This is a genomic window from Agromyces sp. NPDC057679 (assembly GCF_042799635.1).
Classification (GTDB): domain Bacteria; phylum Actinomycetota; class Actinomycetes; order Actinomycetales; family Microbacteriaceae; genus Agromyces.
Genome location: NZ_JBHVIK010000003.1, coordinates 256,065 through 275,465 on the forward strand (window position 1 = coordinate 256,065; position 19,401 = coordinate 275,465).

Here is a 19,401-nt window from a genome sequence, read left to right on the forward strand (position 1 = left end):
TCAGTGCCGGGCGTGCGCTAGTTGGACTTCGCCGTGATCCACACGGTGATCGCGACGATCGCGCCGAGACCGAAGATCCAGATGAACAGGCCCTCCGCGACCGGGCCGAGCGAGCCGAGCTCGATTCCGCCGGGGGAACGGTTGTCCTGGACGTACTTGAGGTACGTGATGACGTCGCGCTTGTCTTCGGGCGAGATGTTCAGGTCGTTGAACACCGGCATGTTCTGCGGGCCCGTGACCATGGCCTCGTAGATGTGGACGCCCGAGACATCCGTGAGCGGGGGAGCGAACTTGCCCTCGGTCAGGGCGCCGCCGGCGCCGGCGACGTTGTGGCACATCGCGCAGTTGATGCGGAAGAGCTCGGCGCCGTTGGCGGCATCGCCGCCGCCGTTGACGAGGTGGTCGCTCGGGATCTCGGGGCCGGGGCCCAGCGAGGCGACGAAGTACGCGAGCTGCTTGACCTGCTCGTCGGTGAACTGCACGGGCTTCTGCTGGGCCTGCGGGCCCTGCATCTGCATCGGCATGCGGCCGGTGCCGACCTGGAAGTCGACGGACGCGGCACCGACGCCGATGAGGCTCGGTCCGTTGTCGGTGCCCTGGGCCTCGAGGCCGTGGCACGTCGCGCAGTTCGCCTGGAAGAGCTTCTTGCCCTCCTCGATGGTCTGCTGCGAGTTGGGGTCGACTTCTGCCTGGGCGACGGTGCCGGTGCTGAGCGCTGCGTAGGCGCCGCCGGTGAAGACGAGACCGAGCGCGAGGAGCGCGACGGTGGCGAGCGGGTGCCGGCGTCCGGCGCGTCGCTTCGAGCGAGTCATGTGGTTCTTCCTGTTCACGGGCATGAGGGTTGACGCTTCTCGGGGCGGCTTACTTCAGTACGTAGATGACGAGGAAGAGACCGATCCAGACGACGTCGACGAAGTGCCAGTAGTACGAGACGACGATCGCGCTCGTGGCTTCGCGGTGGCCGAAGTTCTTGACGGCGAACACGCGGCCGATGATGAGCAGGAACGCGATCAGGCCGCCGGTGACGTGGAGGCCGTGGAAGCCGGTCGTCAGGTAGAAGGCGGAGCCGTAGGCGTTGGAGTCGATCGCGATGCCCTCGGAGACGAGGGTGGCGTACTCCCAGACCTGGCCGGCGACGAAGATCGAGCCCATGGCGAAGGTGAGGAAGAACCACTCGACCATGCCCCACTTCGCCACGTTGTACCACGCGCCGGTCGCGTACGGCTGCATGCGCTCCGCCGCGAAGACGCCGAACTGGCACGTGAACGACGAGAGCACGAGGATGATCGTGTTCGTCAGCGAGAACGGGAAGTTGAGTCGATCGGCCTCGAACGCCCAGAGTTCGGGCGACGTCGATCGCAGCGTGAAGTAGATCGCGAAGAGGCCGGCGAAGAACATGACCTCGCTGCCCAGCCAGACGATCGTTCCCACCGCGACGGTGTTCGGTCGATTGATCACGGGCGCGCTCGCCTGATAAGTGATTGAGGTGCTCGTCACCCCCCCATTATGGCCGAAATCAGGCCTGAGTTTTCGTCATCCGGGCGGACCGTGTCGCTCGAGAGGGGTAAGGGAACCCTAAGTCGGGCTGTGGGAAGCCCGTGAATCCGCCGCGAATCGGGCGGATAGGATCGGGACATGCCCGCTCACCAGAATTGGCCCGACATCCTGAACTCCCTTCTACAGGGGGTAGATCTGAGTGTTTCGGATGCCGCGTGGTGCATGGAGCAGGTGATGACGGGCGCCGCGACCGAGGCGCAACTCGCCGCCTTCCTCGTGGCACTCCGCATCAAGGGCGAGACCGTCGACGAGATCGTGGGCTTCCGCGATGCCGTGCTCGAACACGCCGTTCCCCTCGACGCCGACCCGATGGCGCTCGACATCGTGGGCACGGGCGGCGACCGCTTCGGCACGGTCAACGTCTCGACCATGGCGTCCATCGTCGCCGCCTCGGCTGGCGTCCCCGTGATCAAGCACGGCAACCGCGCCGCGAGCTCGGCCTCGGGCTCCTCCGATGTGCTCGCCGCACTCGGCCTCGACCTCGCCCTGCCGGCCGAGCGCGTGACGCAGGTCCTCGACGAGGCGGGCATCACCTTCGCGTACGCCGCGGCGTTCCACCCCGGCTTCCGCCACGCCGGCGCCGTCCGGGCGCAACTGGGCGTGCCGACCGTCTTCAACTTCCTCGGTCCGCTCTGCAACCCGGCGCGCCCCGAGGCGTCGGCCGTCGGCGTCGCGCACCTCGATCGGGTTCCGCTCATCGTCGGCGTGTTCCAGACGCGCGGCGCGACGGCGCTGGTCTTCCGCGGCGACGACGGGCTCGACGAGCTCACGACCACGGGGCACAGCCACATGTGGGAGGTGTCGGGCGGCACGGTGAAGGAGCACGACCTCGACCCGCGCGACCTCGGCATCCCGCGTGCGAGCATCGACCAGCTCACCGGCGGCGACGCGGCGCACAACGCCGCGATCGTGCACGAGGTGCTCGGCGGCGCGCGCGGCCCCGTGCGCGACATCGTGGTGCTGAACGCCGCGGCCGGACTCGTCGCGTTCGAGCTCGCGAAGGACCCGTCGCAGTTCCAGCGCCCGATCCTCGACCGCTTCCGCGACAAGATGGCGATCGCCGAGGAGACCATCGATCGCGGTGCCGCCGCGGCGAAGCTCGACGAGTGGATCGCGGCGACCAAGCGCTGACGCCGACCCGAACAGCGGCGCGGGCCCCGTGGCATCCACGGGGCCCGCGCTGTTGTGGAGGTGTCCTACTTCACGTCCTCATCGACCCAGTCGAAGGTCTTCGAGACCGCCTTCTTCCAGAGCCGCAGCTGCCGGTCGCGCTCCGCGGCATCCATCTCGGGCTCCCAGCGGGAGTCCTCCTGCCAGTTCGCGCGCAGCTCGTCGAGGCTCGACCAGAAGCCGACCGCGAGGCCCGCGGCGTAGGCTGCGCCGAGCGCGGTCGTCTCGGCGACGACCGGCCTGACGACCGGTACACCGAGGATGTCGGCCTGGAACTGCATGAGCGTGTTGTTGGCGATCATGCCGCCGTCGACCTTGAGCTCCGTGAGCTCGACGCCCGAGTCGGCGTTCACCGCGTCGAGCACCTCCCTCGTCTGGAACGCCGTCGCCTCGAGGGCGGCGCGGGCGATGTGGCCCTTGTTCACGAAGCGCGTGAGGCCGACGAGGGCACCACGCGCATCGGGGCGCCAGTACGGCGCGAACAGCCCCGAGAACGCCGGCACGAAGTACGCGCCGCCGTTGTCCTCGACGGACTTCGCCAGGTCCTCGACCTCGGGGGCGCTCGCGAAGAGGCCCAGGTTGTCGCGCAGCCACTGGATCAGCGAACCGGTGACGGCGATCGATCCCTCGAGCGCGTAGTGCGGGGCCTGGTCGCCGAGCTTGTAGCCGAGCGTGGTGAGCAGTCCGTTCTTCGAGTGGACGATCTCCTCGCCCGTGTTGAAGATGAGGAAGTTGCCCGTGCCGTAGGTGTTCTTCGACTCGCCCGGATCGAAGGCGGCCTGGCCGAAGGTCGCGGCCTGCTGGTCGCCGAGGATGCCGGCGACCGGCACCTCGCGGAGCAGGCTCGAGGGCTCGACGGTGCCGTAGATCTCCGACGAGCTCTTGATCTCGGGGAGCATCGAGCGGGGCACGCCGAACGCGGCGAGGATCTCGTCGTCCCATTGCAGGGTCTCGAGGTCCATGAACATCGTGCGGCTCGCGTTCGTGACATCCGTCGCGTGCACACCGCCCTCGTGGCCGCCCGTGAGGTTCCAGAGCACCCAGGTGTCGGTGGTGCCGAACAGGAGGTCGCCGGCCTCGGCCTTCTCGCGTGCGCCGGGCACGTTCTCGAGGATCCAGACGATCTTCGTGCCCGAGAAGTAGGTCGCGAGCGGCAGGCCCACCTGCTCCTTGAATCGCTCGACGCCGCCGTCCGCGGCAAGGCGGTCGACGATGGGCTGCGTCCGGGTGTCCTGCCAGACGATCGCGTTGTAGACGGGGTCGCCGGTGTGCTTGTCCCACACGACGGCCGTCTCGCGCTGGTTGGTGATGCCGACCGCGGCGATGTCGTGCCGCGTCAGGTCGGCCTTGCCGAGGGCCTGGCCGATCACCTCCCGGGTGTTGCGCCAGATCTCGGCGGGGTCGTGCTCGACCCAGCCCGCCTTGGGGAAGATCTGCTCGTGCTCCAGCTGCCCGGTGGAGACGATCGATCCGGCCTTGTCGAAGATGATCGCGCGGGAACTGGTCGTGCCCTGGTCGATAGCCAGGATGTAGTCGGCCATGACTTCCTCTCATTCATGCGCACGAGGCCCGTCGCCGCGCACGCTCGGTTCGATGCTGGGCGGTTCGGCGGCGGAGCCGGGAACGGCTCCGCCGCCGTGGGTCACCCGAGCACGGGGAGCAGCGCGAGCGCCGCCCACCCGGCGATGAGACCGCCGATGACGGGGCCGACGACCGGCACCCAGGAGTAGGACCAGTCGGACGACCCCTTGCCCTTGATGGGCAGGATGGCGTGCGCGATGCGAGGACCGAGGTCACGGGCCGGGTTGATCGCGTAGCCGGTCGGGCCACCGAGCGACGCACCGATCGCGATCACGAGGAACGCGACGGGAATCGCCCCGAGCTCGGCCGGCGTGCCGCCGTAGCTGAATCCGAGGATGACGAACACCAGCACGAAGGTGCCGATGATCTCGGTGACGAGGTTCCACCCGTAGGAGCGGATCGCGGGACCGGTCGAGAACACGGCGAGCTTCGCCGCCGGTTCCGGCTCCTCGTCGAAGTGCTGCTTGTATGCGAGCCAGCAGAAGACCGCACCGAGCAGTGCGCCGACCATCTGCGCGCCGATGTACGTGCCGATGGATGCCCCGTCGATCGGGATCCCCGGAACGAACTCGGTCTCGCCCTTGCCGAGGAAGTTCACGGTGAGTCCGAGCGTGACCGCCGGGTTGAGGTGGGCCCCGGACGCGTACGACACGATGACGCCGGAGAAGACCGCGAGGCCCCAGCCGATGTTCACCATGAGGAACCCGCCGTTGTGGCCCTTCGTCCTGATGAGCGCGACATTGGCGACCACGCCGCAACCGAGGAGGACCAGCATCGCTGTGCCGACCATCTCCGAGAGGAAGATGATTCCGAGATTCATTCCAACCCCCTTCGACGCGGAAGCGTCGTCGCCCCCGCTCAAGGGTCACGATAGTCTCGTGGCCCCTTCTGGGGGAATGGCCGGGCCGGAATCGTCGGAATGCCCCTTACGTGCGGGGCGCCCGCGGGCGTAGGTTGGCGAGGGAGTGCTGCGTCGGGGTCGATGCACGGTCGCGCGGCCGCAGGCAGCCTGGCGGAAGGGGTGTCCGTGAAGAAGATCATCAACGACCCGAAGCGGGTCGTCGACGAATCGGTCGCAGGGTTCGCGCTCGCGCACGCCGACCTGGTGCGGGTCGAGACCGACCCGATCCACGTCGTCCGCGCCGATGCGCCCATCGCCGGCAAGGTCGGCATCGTGAGCGGCGGCGGCAGCGGGCATGAGCCGCTGCACGCCGGGTACGTGGGCTTCGGCATGCTTGATGCCGCGGTGCCGGGTGCCGTGTTCACCTCGCCGACGCCCGATCCGATCCTGGCGGCGACGAAGGCGGTCGACGGGGGCGCCGGCGTGCTCCACATCGTGAAGAACTACACGGGCGACGTGCTGAACTTCGAGACCGCGGCCGACCTCGCCGAAGCCGAGGGCATCACGGTGCGCGCGGTCGTCACGAACGACGACGTCGCCGTGAAGGACTCGCTCTACACGGCAGGGCGCCGCGGCGTCGCCGGCACCGTGCTCGTCGAGAAGATCGCGGGTGCGGCCGCCGAACGGGGCGACTCGCTCGACGAGGTGGCCGCGATCGCCGAGCGCGTCAACGCGGGAGCCCGGTCGATGGGGCTCGCACTCACTCCGTGCATCGTGCCGCACGCCGGTGAGCCGAGCTTCACGCTCGCCGAGGACGAGATCGAGATCGGCATCGGGATCCACGGCGAGCCTGGCCGCGAGCGGGTCGCGCTCGAGCCGGCCGACCGTCTCGTCGACCGGCTGCTCGAGCCGATCCTCGACGACCTGCCCTACGCCTCCGGCGAGCGCGCGCTGCTGTTCGTGAACGGCATGGGCGGCACGCCGCAGGTCGAGCTCTACCTCGCCTACCGCCGGGCGGCCGAGGTGCTCGCGGAGCGCGGCATCCCGATCGCACGATCGCTCGTCGGCAACTACATCACCTCGCTCGAGATGCAGGGGATGTCGATCACATTGCTGAAGCTCGATGACGAGATGATCGAACTCTGGGATGCCCCGGTGCAGACGGCTGCACTCCGATGGGGTCGGTAGACGGGGAAGGCGAGGGAGAACCGGTGGGATTGGACATCACCTGGGCGGTCGACTGGGTCAGGCGGAGCGCGGATCGCATCGCGGAGCATCGGGTGGAGCTGATCACGCTCGACCGCGAGATCGGCGACGGCGACCACGGCGAGAACATGGACCGCGGATTCCAGGCGGTCGTGGCGAAACTCGACGACCTGCCGGCGGGCTCGACGCCCGGTGACGTGCTGAAACTCGTCGCGACGACCCTCATCTCGACGGTCGGCGGCGCGGCCGGACCGCTCTACGGCACGGCGTACCTGAAGGCCTCGGGCGCGGTCGGCGGGGCGACCTCGCTCGACGGCGCCGCCGTCGCCGGCCTCCTCGCCGCCGCACGCGACGGCATCGTGAGCCGGGGCAAGGCCGAGCCCGGCGACAAGACGATGGTCGACGCGTGGACCCCGGCCGTCGACGCCGCCGAGGCTGCGGCGAGCGCCGGCGCCGACGCCGCCGAGGTGTTCGCCGCAGCGGCCTCCGCCGCCGAGGCGGGCGCGGTCGCAACCGAACCGCTCGTCGCACGCAAGGGTCGGGCGAGCTATCTCGGCGAGCGCTCGGCCGGACACCGCGACCCGGGCGCCGAGTCGAGCGCGCTGCTGCTGCGCGCCGGCGCCGACGCCGCGGCCGACGGGGCAGGGGCATGAGCGGAGGAACCCCGGGCAAGGTCGGTCTCGTCTTCGTCTCGCACTCGTCGCAGATCGCGGCGGGTCTCGTCGAACTCGCCCGTCAGATGGCCCCGACGGCCGCGCTCGAGGCCGCCGGCGGCACCGACGACGGCCGCATCGGCACGAGCTTCGACCTCGTGTCGGCAGCGATCTCCGCGGCCGACTCGGGGCACGGGGCCGTCGTGCTCTGCGACCTCGGGTCGGCGATCCTCACGACGGAGACGGCGCTCGACTTCCTCGACGACGAACTGCGCGCCCGGGTGCGCCTCGTCGATGCGCCGCTCGTCGAGGGCGGGGTCGCCGCGTCGGTGGCGGCCGAGGCCGGCGACGGGCTGGATGCGGTCGTGGCCGCCGCGGAGTCGGCGCGGGGCGACGGCGGCGCGAGCGGCGCCGGGTCGACGGCATCGGGCGCGGACGACGTGGCTCCGGGCGGCGGCGACGCCGGGGCATCCGGCTATTCGCGGACGGTGACGCTCGTGAACGCCGACGGCCTGCATGCCCGGCCCGCCGCGGAGCTCGTCAAACTGGCGGCGACCTTCGAGCACCGCGTGACGGTGAACGGCGCCGACGCGAAGAGCCTGCTCGGCATCATGTCGCTGGGGCTCACGAAGGGCGCCGAGGTCGAGATCGCCACCGACGACGTCGCCGGTTCAGGCGAGGTCGACGCCCTCGCCGCCCTCGCCGCATCGGGGTTCGGCGAGCACTAGGGCTCGCGCGCGGAGCTCAGTTGCCGCCGGCGATGCGGATGTCGGCTCCCGAGGTGTAGCTCGCGTCGGAGGAGAGCAGGTAGGCGACGGCGCCCGCCATCTCGTGGGCTTCGCCCGGGCGGCGCATCGGGATGCCCGGGGCGCGCTCGTCGGGGGCGTCGGGCCGACCGGCCGCCGCGTGGATCTCGGTGCGCGTCGTGCCGGGGGAGACGGTGTTGACGCGCACACCGACCGGGCCGAACTCCTTCGATGCGCCCGTCGTGAGGGCGTTGAGCGCCGCCTTGCTCATCGCGTACGGGATGTACGTGTTCGGTGAGCCCGACTTCGCCGCGCCCGAGGAGATGTTCACGATCGACCCGCCGGCGCCGCCGCGGTCGGTCGCCATGTGCGCGACGGCCGCGCGCGTGAGCACGATCGGTGCGAGCACGTTGACGCGGAAGAGGAGCTCGGTCTCCTCGAGCTCGGCGTCGAGGAACGGCCCGATGCGTCCGGTGATGCCCGCGTTGTTGACGAGGCCGGTGACGCGCCCGAAGGCGGCGATCGCCGCGGGGACGACGTTCGCCGCGGCGTCGAGATCGCCGAGGTCGGCCTGGAGGAGGAGCACCTTGGCACCCGCGGCGCTGCAGCGCTGTGCGACGGCGTCGGCCTCGTCGGCGCGTTCGCGGTAGGTGAGCACGAGGTCGTGGCCCTCGGCGGCGAGCCGTTCGGCGATCGCAGCGCCGATGCCGCGGCTCGCACCGGTGATGATCGTGACCGGGCGGGGGAGCGAGGCATCCGTCATGCTGCAAGCCTACGGCCGCGTCACTGGCGATGAGGATGCCTCAGGGCGTACCATCTGGCGTATGGCACGCGACGCAGCGAGCCGCCCTGATGACGGCAACGCATTCACCCGGTTCTTCGATCGAGTCGATCACGCACTCGAGCCGATCTTCGGCGCCCCGCCCATCACGGAAGGCATCGAGCAGGCCGATCCTGCGGAGTTGATGACGCGACCGTGTCCGGTCTGCGGCCAGGCGATCTCCGAGCATCGCTTCGACGATACGGCCGGCAACATCGTGATGACGTGCCCGACCGACGAACGGTTGCCCGAGCGGCCCACGAACGCGCCGCTGAACGAGCTCGGCATGCCGTTGAGCGGCCGGCGCGCCGAGCGGGCGGCACAGTCGCCGCAGGCCTGAGGATTCTCGACGCCTCCGGGGGAGCGGACTCCACTCTCCTCCAGTAGCATGCGCCTGCATAGAAATTCGCCGCCTGGAAATGGGCCGAAGAGTGGAGACGCCGTGACCGGACTTCAAGTGAGCACGGCAGTGGAGCGGCGGCGCACGCTTACCGCGATGCTCACCGCCGAACCGCATCGACTGCGGCGGCGAAGCATCTCGCTGGGTGTTCGGCGCGATGACGCCGACGACGCCGCCCAGATCGCCGCCATGCGAGCCTGGCGTTCGATCGACGGGCTCGAGCGCGCCGACGCCGGCACGATGTGCGCCTGGCTCGACGTGATCGCGCGTCGCACCGCGATCGACCTCGCGCGACGGAATCCGCCGACCGACGGTGAAGTCGAGTGCGAGCGGCTGCGGGCTCGGCATGATGTGGAGCACGAGGCCGAACTCCAGGCACAACTCGTGACAGTGCTGCGATCGATCGGTGAACTCCAACCCGAACTCCGCGATGCGTTGCTCATGAGCGCCGTCGACGGGAAGTCGGCGGGGGAGATCGCCGAGCGGTTCGGGATCACCCCGGCTGCCGCGCGCCAGCGGGTCGCCCGTGCGCGCCGGGCGCTGAAGCAGCATCCTCGGGTGGCGGATACGTCGAGCCTGCCGGGTCGGCCCGCCGCCTGACGGCGGACCGGCCCGCGCTGCGCTCAGGCGGTGCCGAAGGGGTTGTCGATGACGAAACGCCATCCGGTCGCCTCATCGAAGATCGCGACATCCGAGGTGCTGCCGCCGAGCTCGATCGCGCTGCCGTCCGGACCGGTGCCCTGCATCGTCCAGTCGGCGATCGTGAGTCCGGTCGAGCCGCTCGCGAAGGCGTGGCGCACCGTCATCGTGATCGGCAGCTCGAGGGCGAGGAACTGCTCGAGCGCGGTACGCACCGGCCCGACGCCCTGCACGGGCTGCCCCGGCGCGGGCACGAAGACCGCCTCGGGGATGTTGAGCGCGAGCAGCCCGTCGAGGTCGCGCGCGTTGAAGCGCTCGGCGAACGCGAGGTTGAGCTGGTCGAGCGAGGTGACCGGAGTCGACATGGGGTTCCTTTCGGGAGATCGGCGCGCGGATTCGCGCCCTACTGGGAACGACGCGGGGGAGTTCGCCGTGTGACAGATCTCGTCGGAGAGGGGAGTGGTGAATCAGTACATTCCGAATCCGGTATACTCGTTCACGGCCGCTCGAGAGAGTCGGCCACGGGGCATCCGCCCCGATGCGGACGTAGCGCAGCTGGTAGCGCGTCACCTTGCCAAGGTGAAGGTCGCGGGTTCGAACCCCGTCGTCCGCTCCACAGGATCATTTCCAGTACCGCCTTGACCGGCGGCACCTCGCGCATGCAACCATGGCTTGCATGACGAACGTGACTGTGCGTGCGATGACGCGCGCCGAGTTCGACGAGTGGCAGACCGAGATCGCCGAGGAGTACGCGACCGAGCAGATCGCGGCCGGACGATGGCGGGCCGAAGGTGCGGTCGAGCGCGCTCGAGACGAGAACGCCCTCCTGCTCCCGCAGGGCGTCGACACGCCACGGATGCTCGTGCTGCGAGGGATCGACGCCGACGGCGAGCCGGTCGGGCGCGCTTGGGTCGGTCTCGACCACCCGCGCGGCGCGCCCGACGCCGCATTTCTCTACGACATCGAGGTCCTCGAGGCGCGGCGGGGGAGCGGACTCGGGCGAGCGCTGCTCGAGGTGGTCGAACGCGCGGCCCTCGAAGCCGGCGCCGCGGCGCTCGAACTGAACGTGTTCGGCAAGAACACCGCCGGCATCGGGCTGTACGAGTCGGCGGGGTACGAGGTGACCACGCAGCAGATGCGCAAGATGCTTCGGGGCGAACCCTCGAGCGGAGACAACGAAGGGGCAGCGAAGCCATGACGAAGTACCTGATCTCGTTCCCGAGTGCCGCGATGCAGCATCTCACTGCCGAGGAGTTGCAGGCGGCCGACCACGACTCGCGCGAGGTCGTGCGGGCCGCGAAGGCAGCCGGAGTCTGGGTGTTCGGCGGGGGAGTCGACGAGAGTGTCGCGCCCGTCCTGGTCGAGGGTGACGGTGCAGTGCGCGACGGCACCTACCCCGAGCGCCCTCGACTCGACGGGGGATTCACGGTGCTCGAGGTGCCGAGCCGCGAGGCCGCACTCGAATGGGCGGCGAAGATCGCGGCTGCCTGCCGATGCGCGCAGGAGGTGCGCGCGTTCATGTACGACCCTGAGAGCTGAGGTGGTCGCTCGGTCTCGGAAATCACTGGAGACCGAGAAGCAGGGAGGAATTCGTTGACAGGGCACTCGCTGCCCGTCGTGAAATCGTCGGCGTCGGCCTCGACCTCCGGGTTCGTACGATCGCATCACGCGGGTCGTCACACGGACGGATCCCAGGCCGCGAGCTGATCGAAGATGCGACGGTCGCCTTGGAACTCCAACGATTCCAGCGGAATGCGGCCGTAGAAGAACAGGACCAGGTCACTGGCCGTGCCCCGGGCGGAGGCGTCGGTCATGTCGGAGTCCTCCTCGCCGGCGACGGGCGCGAGGTGGGCGACCTGTGCTCCGTCGGGGGACAGCCGGAGGCGCCAGGAGCGACTCTCGGTCGCGTGGTACTCGACGGTGGCGGGCTCGTGCGGCCAGGCGACCGTCGTCGCGCAGAGGGTGAACTGGCAGTCGTCGAACCCGTCGAGGGCGATCTGCTCCGGGATGGGCTGCGGGGCGCCGCCGGCGAGCTGGACATCGTAGGTGTGCACCGCGATCTCGTGGAGCTGGCGCCGCGCCCAGGCCCCTGAGGTCTGCGGTGACGGCGAGTCATCCCACCACGTCCAGCAGCCGCGATCGGGGCCCGCCTCGCGCAGCACGCTCATCAGCTGCTCGACGGACTCGACCCACCAGGCCAGGAGCGCCTCGCGCTCCCGAGGTGCACCCGTGCCGCCACCCCAAGCGGATTCCTCCGGCGGAGCGTCCGCAGGGCCGGCGGCGACGATGGCGGCTGCCTTGCGGCGACCCATGCCCACGTGCTGCACGTGATCGAACAGCGTCCGCTCGGGATTGGTCGGCATCTGCATGTCGAGGCTGGGTGCCGCGGCGACCGCAGCCTGGAAGGCGGCCGACCGTTCGTCGATCAGCCGCAGCCGGTCGGGGAACGCGAGAAACTCGTGCATCCCGGCTTTCTATCACAGTGCCCCGCCACTGGACAGTGGTTCTTGCAGCCGACGCGGCCACCCAAGGCTTTCCATGCTGCTCGGCCGACGAAAGCCGGCGGATATCCACAAGATCGCGGCCCCGGCCGGGACCGGAGCCGCGATCCTGCAGTGGGTATCGGTCGACTATTCCGACTTGCGCGAGCGACGTGCGCCGAGCGCGACGGCGAGGCCGAGTCCGAGGCCAGCGACGCCCACCACGATGCCGGTGATGCCGAGGGCACGCGCCACTGCGTCATTCGCCGAGGCGGCGGCCGAGTCTGATGACGTGGCCGAGGCATCCGCGTCGCCGTGGTCGGAGGCGCTCACCACTCCGCCGTGGTGCCCATCGGCCTCCGCAGCGGTCACGGTGATGGAAGGGGCCGGGTGCTCGGGTTCCTCCTCGCCCTCGACGACGGGGGCGCTCCAGTCGGTCGAGCCCTCGGCGCACTCCTGCAGCACCGGGAACGCGAGGATCTCGCCCTCGGCGTCGGCGGGAAGCTGCAGCGACAGCTCGATGACGTCGCGCAGATCGCTCGGCAGCGGAGTGACCGCCGTGTAGACGACCTGGCTCACCCGGTCGACGACGTTCGCTCCGTGCGAGTCGGTCTTCGGTTCAGGCAGAGTCTCGATCACCTTCTCGATCGTCCAACCGTGGTTGACGGTCGGGGTGACCCGGTCGATGCCCTCGGGGATGGTGAAGGTGAGCTTCGTGGTGGGGCTCTCGCCGCAGCCATGCGGGATGCCGAAGCCGAGCACGGTGTACGCGCCCGCCGCAGTCGACGTGGACTCGACGCCGACATGCGCGCTCGCGGCGAGCGGAGCGCCGATCGCGAGGAGTGCGCCGGCGCCGAGTGCGGCGGCGGTCATGAGGGCAGGACGGAAGGAGGGTCGTTCAGACATGGTGAGTTCTTTCGTGTGGAATCGGAAGATCAGAGCACATGCGCCGCGATGGCGACGCCGATTCCACGCGGCGGTCCGCGCCGTACCACGCTCGATTCCAGACGCGCGAGGAGCGGGCGTACGCGCACGGTCGTACGGGTGCACATCTTCCGTCGCAGCGCGACCGCGCGCGACGGCGCGAGCAGCAGGGCGACTGCGACGAGGATGCTTCGCCAGACCTCCGCGATCGCACGAATGGCTCCGTCGACGAGCCGGATTCCGGCAACGGCGACCACGGCCGCGACGACGTGCGCAAGCGGCATCGTCCCGCCGAAATGCTCCGCATGCGTCGCTGCAGGGGCGCCCGCCAGCTCGAGCCATGCGCCACGCACGGCCGTGGGGGAGTGCCCGTTGTGTGCGAGGGCGCCCTCGATTCGCTGACCGCCTGTCGCCGCGCCGGCCGAAAGGGAGAAGGTCGTGTGCAGCGCGAGCTGCGCGCCGACGGCTGCGAACGCGGTTCTCAGCGGCTGTGTTCCCGTTCCGACCATCGCGATGCCGAACGGCACGGAGAACGCGAGCGCGACGACGATCGAGACCGTGCCGGGAGGTGCTCCGCCGCCGATCGTGTGTGCGAGCGACGCCAGCAACGTCGCGGTGAGCGCGACCAGAGACCCCCGCAGAGTCCGATTCGCCCGCTCGATGTGCACGAGCAGGAGCCTACCGTTCCGCACGAGGTCGACCCGAGCCAGTTTTCGTCGTGGTCACCGAGGGCACCCAGGCCTCGGTGCGCTCGGATCGCACGAAGTCCTGGGTCGATCGTTGGATGCGAAGGTCAGGGGAGTGGCGGGCCGTCGTGATCGCCTGGAACCCTCTGATTGCGCCGCCCGGCTCGCAGAGTTGGCCGCGGGCGATAGATTCGCCGAATGATGAAGACCCCGGCTGGCCGCGTCGCCCTCACCGCGCTGCTGCCCCTCCTCCTGCTCACCGGCTGTACCCCCGTGGACGCCTCGTCCCTGCCCGATACCGACACGACCCCGAACGCGGCCGCCTCCGATGCGATCGAAGGGGACACGGACGAGGACGGTGAACTCTCCGAGTTCGAGAAGCAGGTGCTCGCGAGGAACGCACCCCGCGACATCACCCTTCACGATGGCACCGTCGCTGTCGTGACACCCGGAGAGCCCCTCCCGCAGCCGGTCATCGACCAGATCGTCGCCGACGCGGCGCCCGGCGCAGCCCAGGCACAGACCGACGACGAGTTTGCGCCCATGGCGGGAATCAGAAGCCTCCGCGAGGTGGCAACCTCATACGCGAACGAGTTTGGTCGCACCATCGTCATCGTCTATTGGGGCATCGGTGCCTGGGGCACGGTCTCCTCCGTCGACGAATCCGGCGGGACCGGGCTAGCAGGTACCAGCGACCGAGACGCGATGGTCGCCGCGGCTACCGACTGGGCGAAACTCCACGACGCCTACGTCGTCGTTGTCGAGTAAGCGACGGTGCTGGTTGTGCGCTCATGGGCTTCCGTCTTGGTGAGCGGAGGAATCCGCACAGGCGTTGAGCAGTTCGAGTTGGAGTTCGACAGTTTCGACAGCGTTCGGTGCTGAGACTCGACAGATGTCGCCGGACTATTCTGGCGGGATGTCCTCTCACGCTGGTGCTGTTTCGGTCGCCTTCGCCGATTCAGCCCTTGGGCTCCCTCGAGGCGTCGTGCAGATCGCGCCTGCCACTGATGCTTGGGCGCGCACGTTTGATGATGTTCGCGCAGCCATGGCATTCGACGCACCGAATGCGGTGGTTGCGATCGAGCACATTGGATCGACGTCGGTCCCTGGGCTGGCGGCGAAGCCGATCCTGGACATCGGAATTGGCGTTCGTCACACTATCCGGGATGGCGACGTGCAGGACGAGATACATGACTGGCTCGCCGGACTCGGGTTCGTGTTCCGTGGTGACGCGAACGACGTCCGTCCGGATCGCATGTACGGCTATGAACTCCAGCCGATGATTCGGCTCGCAAATCTCCACGTACTGGTGTACGGGTCACAAGAGTGGCAGTACTACATCGGTTTCCGCGATTTCCTGCGAGCTCACCCGGCTGAACGCGATGCGTACCGGGAGCTCAAGCTCAATCTGTCCATCCAGCATCCTGACGACCGGATCGCCTACATAGGCGGCAAGGAGGCCTTCATCGTCGAACGGCGGGCACGGCCAGCGTAATTCGTGCGTCGCAAACGCGACTCGCGATGAGCGTTTCCTTCACGCGGACGCGAGCGAGAGTGATCCGAGCGCGAGGAACGCGATGCCACCGATGCAGCCGCTGAGGCCCACGAATCCCATCAACAGTTCGCCCCGCACATGAAACCACGCAACATCGAGCGGTGCGATGTTCGTCGCCAGCCAGTCGGCAATTGGTCGCCGACCAATGATCAGAACCAGAGCGATGCCGAATTGAATGATCCCGGCGATCAGCAATGCGATGGGCGACATGAGGTTGAGTCTAGGGCGCACGGGGTGCAGGGGGAGCAGGTTCCATCTCCCTCGAAACTTCTATTCCGACATAATGTGCATTATCGGTTATCTCACGAATGATCGGAGGATCCTCAGCTGCCTGCCATCCGCAGGAGGTCTTCTTCGGTCAGATCGACGCGGAGACTGCTCCACGTGTGACCAACGGCGCGACAACCACGAGGATCGGGATGATCCGTCGAGCGCGTTGTGCAAGGCGCGATCAGCAGCGCCCAGCTCGTCACGAGTCGTCTGTCTGGCAACCACTGCAACGGTCCTACGGACATAATCTTCCGCGCCGGGAGCGCCTCACCTGGTGAACGCCAGCGTGTCAGACGCCGTGCCGCCCCCGGTCGATCTGGCGCTGAATCTCTGCGAGCTCGCTCTGCACCCGCCGGTCGGCTCCAGCGGCAGCGAGTCGTGGACGGTGCCCCATCAGCGTCGTGATCGCCACCAAGGTAGCTGCGGCCGTGACAGCTCCGGTCGAAATGAAGGCGATGACGTATGCGCTCATGTTCTCCCCCTTGGTGACGGTTCGCTCAAGCTACCGCAGCACGGTCAGTACGTAGGTATCCGGATCAGGGCACGCTTCTCTGAGCGCGGCATCCATGTCCCGCTCCATGAATCGTTCGTTGTCGGCGACAGACGGGAACCAGACGAATCCGGGCCACGCCTCGACCCATACGTCGCGGCCTGGAGGCTCCGGCACCTCGATGCCGTTCGCAGCGAGACATGGGCCGTAGAACTCCGTGAGATAGTCGTAGACCCACCCGAGCTCCGCATCGTTCGGGCGTGCGCTGGTGATCTTCGTCGGGTGCGCGGTGTCGCAGGCAAACGCCGCGATCATCTCTGCCTTGCCACCGCCCGTCCACCCGATGGAGTCGGGCGGCCCGTCGATGTTCTCCGACGTTCGCCCCTCGTCGACCTGCAGGCCGCCCGCCTCGTAGCAGGCGCGGAGCACCTCGATGCGATTCTCGTCGGTGACGTAGCCCTCGAAAGCGACATCCGGTCGTACGGCGTCAGGGTAGCTCGCGAGCACACCCTGCCAGCGCACGTCGGCATCGTCGAGCCGCTTCGCCTCCGACTCCGCCTCCGTGAGCGGCGGATCGGGTTCAGGGTACGGCGCCAGGTCGGGCATCTCGATGCTCACAACGGCGGAGGTCGCGTCCGTCGGTGCAGCCGCGGCCTCGCCGGTGGGCGGCGCTGCGCATGCGGTCAGAACGAAGAGGGATGCCACGGGAAGGGCGAGGCACCAGCCGGCGGCCATCAGCGGCCGCCGGGCGTGAAGTCGGGTCATGCGCTCGATGATCGCGGAGAAGAGACTCCGGATCAAGGGATGGATCTGGGAACCAAACGACTCCACCCGGACATATCCATGTGCCGGTAGCCGGCTGCGCTGCCCTGTGCGCAGCCGGCTTCATCACCGGCCGAAAAGGAATTCGATGCCGTCTTCATCCGTGCCGCTTGAGCCCGAACTGCCGATCATCAAACCGATCGATTTCACCGATTACCTTCCCGATCCAGCGGATGAGCCCACCGGCTAGACGAACGACGGTGCGCGGGAGGCACCGCCACTCCCCCTCGACCGTCTTGTGCGAGCCGACTGGCGCGCCGCCGAGACATCCGATCTCTGTGACCCGCTATGGCAGACGCCAGAACTCGCCGACCAGGCCGCGCTCGTCGAGCAGCGCCTGGTTGTGCTCGCGCGTGTGCGGAGTGAAGTCGGCTGCAAGGCGATCGCCGTACCACGGCTTCGCGAGGCTCCACACGGTCGTCGCCGGCTCGAGGTATCCCGTGTCGGGAGCGTGCTCGGCGCCCCACGACTCGGCGTGTTCGCGGGTGCAGAACAGCCGGATCATCGTGCAGGTGGCGACGACGTCGTCCCACCACTCGGCGGCCGGGCGCGGAAAGCGCACCACGAGTTCGGCGGGCGGCGGTGTCGTCGGGCCTGCGGCGAAGGAAATCGTCGCTCCGCACTCCGGGCACGCGGTCTCGATCCGCACCTCGAGGCCGAGGGCTGCACTGATGCCGAACGAGTCCCACGCACATCCGCCCCACCAGCGCCGATCGTCATGGCCGTCGGCCGGAGTCACGACGAAAGCCATCGGCGCGGACGTGAACGGGTGCGCCATGCGGATCGCGTCGCCGTCACGGTTCAGCACGAGGGCGTGCGCGTCCGCGAGGTCGTGCAGCTGACGCCGCACGTCGTCGACGCCGCTCGAGGTGCGGCGCGCGAGCTCGGCGATCGAGGGGGCCCGGCCCTCGTTCGCGAACGTCTCGTACACGAGATCGCGCAGGCGTCGGGATGTCGGGGTGTTCATGATGCTCCTTCGTGGTGCGGCAACGGTCGACGTCTCCAGTCTTCATCCGGCGCGCAGGCGGGTCTTGTACGTTTCTTGCATGGTCGAGGCAGTGCGCGCATGGCGGCCGGGAGTGCCCGCGGTCCGCGAGGTGCTGCATGCGACCTTCGGTCGGCACGAGTACCCGGCGCACACGCACGACGACTGGACGGTGATGCTCGTCGACGACGGCGCCGTCAGCTATGAGCTGGATCGGGTCGCGCACCACGCTCGACCCGGCGTGATCGCGCTGCTCCCACCGGGAGTGCCGCACGACGGACGTACCGCGGTCGGTGGGGCCGAGTACCGCAAGCGCGTGCTCTACCTCGCGGCCGACTGGTTGCCGCGGTGGGCGCCAGACGCCGCGGCAGCACGTCCCACGATCACGACTCCCGCTGCGCTCTCGGCCGTGCAGCGCGTCCACGCGGCGCTCCGATTGCCCGGCGACGCCGATGCGGCCGAACACTGGGTGTTCGAGCTCGGGCGCATCATCGCCCACGGCTTCGGCGGCGTCCACGTCGAGGTTCCCGATGCGCCACTCGCCAAGCGCCTGCGCCTGCTGCTCGACGAGCGCCTCAGCGAGCCGTTCACGATCGCCGCAGCGGCGCGGGAACTCGGCGCACATCCGAGCCACCTGGTGCGTGCGTTCACGCGTGCGTACGGTATCCCTCCTCATCGCTACGTCGTGGGCCGCCGTGTCGATCGAGCGCGGCGGCTGCTCATCGACGGGCACTCCCCCGTCGATGCCGCGGTCCTCGCGGGGTTCCACGATCAAGCGCACCTCACTCGTCACTTCCGACGCACGCTGGGTGTGACACCCGGCGCGTTCCGTGCCTCGGCTCGATCCGCTCCACGCTCCTCGGCGGACCTGCCTTCGGCGTCGCCGATGCCGACGCCGAAGTGATCGGGAAGTCGCTTCATCGTGAAACGGCCCTCCACGGCGACTCAGGATCGGCACTCCCCCGGTACTGTCGGTACCAATACGCTCGGACGGTGATCGACTTCCTCATCGTGGTGAACGGGATTCCAGGTGCGGGCAAGACCACCTTGGCGAGACCGCTCGCACGCGAGCTCACCGTTCCCCTCGTCGCGAAAGATGCGATCAAGGAGGCGCTCAGCGACGCGGTCGACGTCTCGCTCCCGACGTCGGAGCTCGCGCGGTCGCCGCTGAGAACCTCTGGGCGATCGCGCGCATGCTCAGCGGGACGGTGATGCTCGAGTCGTTCTGGGCCACCGATCGCGACGAGTCGCACTTCCACCGAGGCTTCGATCTGCTGGGTGCACCGCGGGGCGTCGAGATCTGGTGTTACACGCGCCATGATCTCGCACGGAAGCGGTTCCTGACGCGCGAACGTCACCGGGCGCACTTCGATGAGGCGCGACGATCAGAATGGGAGGCGTTGACGTCGAACGCCGCCCCGCTCTCGGGGCTGCCGGTGCTCCCGGTCGAGACCAGCACGCCGGTCGATGTTCCCGGGCTGGCGGCCGTTCTGCGTCGGCGGATGGCGGGCACCGTCGGCGCGACGGACGGCGAACGAGCGGTCGCCTCATCGTGAATCCGGCCCGGGGATGCAGA

The 19,401-nt window shown here is 68.9% G+C and carries 25 protein-coding genes and 1 tRNA gene; 13 read left to right on the forward strand and 13 right to left on the reverse strand.

The window, feature by feature from the left end; all coding sequences use genetic code 11:
* Positions 1 to 17 precede the first annotated feature (17 nt).
* Together ACFVAJ_RS14095 and ACFVAJ_RS14100 are read right to left on the reverse strand one after the other, a co-directional pair.
* A complete protein-coding gene (locus ACFVAJ_RS14095; protein ID WP_376945110.1) occupies positions 18 to 812 on the reverse strand; it encodes a c-type cytochrome in 795 nt (264 codons plus the stop codon).
* Positions 813 to 861: 49 nt separating this feature from the next.
* Positions 862 to 1,497, reverse strand: coding sequence for a heme-copper oxidase subunit III (locus tag ACFVAJ_RS14100; protein WP_022887748.1), 636 nt, complete (start codon positions 1,495 to 1,497; stop codon positions 862 to 864).
* A gap of 138 nt (positions 1,498 to 1,635) precedes the next feature.
* Between ACFVAJ_RS14100 and trpD the strand changes: the two genes are divergently transcribed.
* Complete coding sequence (gene trpD, locus ACFVAJ_RS14105) at positions 1,636 to 2,688, forward strand: anthranilate phosphoribosyltransferase (RefSeq protein ID WP_376945113.1); 1,053 nt, start codon at positions 1,636 to 1,638, stop codon at positions 2,686 to 2,688.
* A gap of 65 nt (positions 2,689 to 2,753) precedes the next feature.
* Here the strand turns inward: trpD and glpK are convergent, their stop codons facing one another.
* Both glpK and ACFVAJ_RS14115 read right to left on the reverse strand, forming a co-directional pair.
* Positions 2,754 to 4,268 carry a glycerol kinase GlpK gene (gene glpK / locus ACFVAJ_RS14110; RefSeq protein ID WP_376945115.1) on the reverse strand — a complete coding sequence of 505 codons (1,515 nt, stop codon included), beginning with the start codon at positions 4,266 to 4,268 and terminating at the stop codon, positions 2,754 to 2,756.
* A 101-nt stretch (positions 4,269 to 4,369) separates the two neighbouring features.
* Positions 4,370 to 5,128, reverse strand: coding sequence for an MIP/aquaporin family protein (locus tag ACFVAJ_RS14115; protein ID WP_376945117.1), 759 nt, complete (start codon positions 5,126 to 5,128; stop codon positions 4,370 to 4,372).
* Positions 5,129 to 5,335: 207 nt separating this feature from the next.
* On the opposite strand from ACFVAJ_RS14115, the gene dhaK reads away from it, so the two are divergent.
* Genes dhaK through dhaM form a run of 3 tightly spaced genes read left to right on the forward strand, consistent with a single transcriptional unit; the run spans position 5,336 to position 7,736 of the window.
* Positions 5,336 to 6,337: a dihydroxyacetone kinase subunit DhaK gene (gene dhaK, locus ACFVAJ_RS14120; protein WP_376945119.1), complete on the forward strand. Its 1,002-nt coding sequence runs from the start codon at positions 5,336 to 5,338 to the stop codon at positions 6,335 to 6,337.
* Positions 6,338 to 6,360: 23 nt separating this feature from the next.
* Positions 6,361 to 7,008: a dihydroxyacetone kinase subunit DhaL gene (dhaL, locus tag ACFVAJ_RS14125; RefSeq protein ID WP_376945121.1), complete on the forward strand. Its 648-nt coding sequence runs from the start codon at positions 6,361 to 6,363 to the stop codon at positions 7,006 to 7,008.
* Positions 7,005 to 7,736: a dihydroxyacetone kinase phosphoryl donor subunit DhaM gene (dhaM, locus tag ACFVAJ_RS14130; protein WP_376945123.1), complete on the forward strand. Its 732-nt coding sequence runs from the start codon at positions 7,005 to 7,007 to the stop codon at positions 7,734 to 7,736. Before dhaL ends, dhaM begins: the two co-directional genes overlap by 4 nt.
* Positions 7,737 to 7,752: 16 nt before the next feature.
* Here dhaM and ACFVAJ_RS14135 read toward each other — a convergent pair whose 3' ends face one another.
* On the reverse strand, positions 7,753 to 8,517 hold the full coding sequence (locus ACFVAJ_RS14135) for an SDR family NAD(P)-dependent oxidoreductase (RefSeq protein WP_376945125.1): 765 nt from the start codon (positions 8,515 to 8,517) through the stop codon (positions 7,753 to 7,755).
* On the opposite strand from ACFVAJ_RS14135, the gene ACFVAJ_RS14140 reads away from it, so the two are divergent.
* Together ACFVAJ_RS14140 and ACFVAJ_RS14145 are read left to right on the forward strand one after the other, a co-directional pair.
* Positions 8,516 to 8,914, forward strand: a complete 399-nt coding sequence (locus ACFVAJ_RS14140) for a hypothetical protein (protein ID WP_376945127.1) — start codon at positions 8,516 to 8,518, stop codon at positions 8,912 to 8,914. The two genes, ACFVAJ_RS14135 and ACFVAJ_RS14140, sit on opposite strands and share 2 nt — an antisense overlap.
* Before the next feature lie 156 nt (positions 8,915 to 9,070).
* Positions 9,071 to 9,574 carry a sigma-70 family RNA polymerase sigma factor gene (locus tag ACFVAJ_RS14145; RefSeq protein ID WP_376945129.1) on the forward strand — a complete coding sequence of 168 codons (504 nt, stop codon included), beginning with the start codon at positions 9,071 to 9,073 and terminating at the stop codon, positions 9,572 to 9,574.
* A gap of 23 nt (positions 9,575 to 9,597) precedes the next feature.
* Here ACFVAJ_RS14145 and ACFVAJ_RS14150 read toward each other — a convergent pair whose 3' ends face one another.
* Positions 9,598 to 9,978 carry a YybH family protein gene (locus tag ACFVAJ_RS14150; protein WP_376945133.1) on the reverse strand — a complete coding sequence of 127 codons (381 nt, stop codon included), beginning with the start codon at positions 9,976 to 9,978 and terminating at the stop codon, positions 9,598 to 9,600.
* A gap of 175 nt (positions 9,979 to 10,153) precedes the next feature.
* Between ACFVAJ_RS14150 and ACFVAJ_RS14155 the strand changes: the two genes are divergently transcribed.
* The 3 genes from ACFVAJ_RS14155 (at position 10,154) to ACFVAJ_RS14165 (ending at position 11,152) form a co-directional block, all read left to right on the forward strand.
* Positions 10,154 to 10,229: transfer RNA gene (locus tag ACFVAJ_RS14155), tRNA-Gly, on the forward strand.
* Between the two features lie 60 nt (positions 10,230 to 10,289).
* Positions 10,290 to 10,811, forward strand: coding sequence for a GNAT family N-acetyltransferase (locus tag ACFVAJ_RS14160; RefSeq protein WP_376945135.1), 522 nt, complete (start codon positions 10,290 to 10,292; stop codon positions 10,809 to 10,811).
* The gene (locus tag ACFVAJ_RS14165; protein ID WP_376945137.1) at positions 10,808 to 11,152 is read left to right on the forward strand and encodes a YciI family protein; all 345 of its coding nucleotides are present in this window, start codon (positions 10,808 to 10,810) and stop codon (positions 11,150 to 11,152) included. Before ACFVAJ_RS14160 ends, ACFVAJ_RS14165 begins: the two co-directional genes overlap by 4 nt.
* A gap of 137 nt (positions 11,153 to 11,289) precedes the next feature.
* Here the strand turns inward: ACFVAJ_RS14165 and ACFVAJ_RS14170 are convergent, their stop codons facing one another.
* The 3 genes from ACFVAJ_RS14170 to ACFVAJ_RS14180 form a co-directional block, all read right to left on the reverse strand.
* Entirely contained in the window at positions 11,290 to 12,078 is a 789-nt protein-coding gene (locus tag ACFVAJ_RS14170) for a maleylpyruvate isomerase N-terminal domain-containing protein (RefSeq protein ID WP_376945139.1), read from the reverse strand.
* A 165-nt stretch (positions 12,079 to 12,243) separates the two neighbouring features.
* Positions 12,244 to 12,999 (reverse strand): YcnI family protein, encoded by a 756-nt coding sequence (locus tag ACFVAJ_RS14175; protein ID WP_376945141.1) that lies wholly within the window; start codon positions 12,997 to 12,999, stop codon positions 12,244 to 12,246.
* 29 nt (positions 13,000 to 13,028) lie between these two features.
* Entirely contained in the window at positions 13,029 to 13,544 is a 516-nt protein-coding gene (locus ACFVAJ_RS14180; RefSeq protein ID WP_376945143.1) for a hypothetical protein, read from the reverse strand.
* 357 nt (positions 13,545 to 13,901) lie between these two features.
* Between ACFVAJ_RS14180 and ACFVAJ_RS14185 the strand changes: the two genes are divergently transcribed.
* Entirely contained in the window at positions 13,902 to 14,471 is a 570-nt protein-coding gene (locus tag ACFVAJ_RS14185) for a hypothetical protein (protein WP_376945145.1), read from the forward strand.
* 124 nt (positions 14,472 to 14,595) lie between these two features.
* On the forward strand, positions 14,596 to 15,198 hold the full coding sequence (locus tag ACFVAJ_RS14190) for a GrpB family protein (protein WP_376945147.1): 603 nt from the start codon (positions 14,596 to 14,598) through the stop codon (positions 15,196 to 15,198).
* A gap of 39 nt (positions 15,199 to 15,237) precedes the next feature.
* Here the strand turns inward: ACFVAJ_RS14190 and ACFVAJ_RS14195 are convergent, their stop codons facing one another.
* The 4 genes from ACFVAJ_RS14195 to ACFVAJ_RS14210 form a co-directional block, all read right to left on the reverse strand.
* Positions 15,238 to 15,468, reverse strand: coding sequence for a hypothetical protein (locus tag ACFVAJ_RS14195; RefSeq protein WP_376945149.1), 231 nt, complete (start codon positions 15,466 to 15,468; stop codon positions 15,238 to 15,240).
* A 349-nt stretch (positions 15,469 to 15,817) separates the two neighbouring features.
* The gene (locus tag ACFVAJ_RS14200) at positions 15,818 to 16,000 is read right to left on the reverse strand and encodes a hypothetical protein (protein ID WP_376945151.1); all 183 of its coding nucleotides are present in this window, start codon (positions 15,998 to 16,000) and stop codon (positions 15,818 to 15,820) included.
* A 30-nt stretch (positions 16,001 to 16,030) separates the two neighbouring features.
* Positions 16,031 to 16,783, reverse strand: a complete 753-nt coding sequence (locus ACFVAJ_RS14205; RefSeq protein WP_376945153.1) for a hypothetical protein — start codon at positions 16,781 to 16,783, stop codon at positions 16,031 to 16,033.
* 343 nt (positions 16,784 to 17,126) lie between these two features.
* The gene (locus ACFVAJ_RS14210; protein WP_376945155.1) at positions 17,127 to 17,807 is read right to left on the reverse strand and encodes an alkylmercury lyase family protein; all 681 of its coding nucleotides are present in this window, start codon (positions 17,805 to 17,807) and stop codon (positions 17,127 to 17,129) included.
* A gap of 79 nt (positions 17,808 to 17,886) precedes the next feature.
* Here ACFVAJ_RS14210 and ACFVAJ_RS14215 point away from each other — a divergent pair, with 79 nt between their 5' ends.
* Together ACFVAJ_RS14215 and ACFVAJ_RS14220 are read left to right on the forward strand one after the other, a co-directional pair.
* Positions 17,887 to 18,729, forward strand: a complete 843-nt coding sequence (locus ACFVAJ_RS14215) for an AraC family transcriptional regulator (RefSeq protein ID WP_376945157.1) — start codon at positions 17,887 to 17,889, stop codon at positions 18,727 to 18,729.
* Between the two features lie 289 nt (positions 18,730 to 19,018).
* Positions 19,019 to 19,381 (forward strand): hypothetical protein, encoded by a 363-nt coding sequence (locus ACFVAJ_RS14220; protein WP_376945159.1) that lies wholly within the window; start codon positions 19,019 to 19,021, stop codon positions 19,379 to 19,381.
* The last annotated feature ends 20 nt before the right edge of the window (positions 19,382 to 19,401 follow it).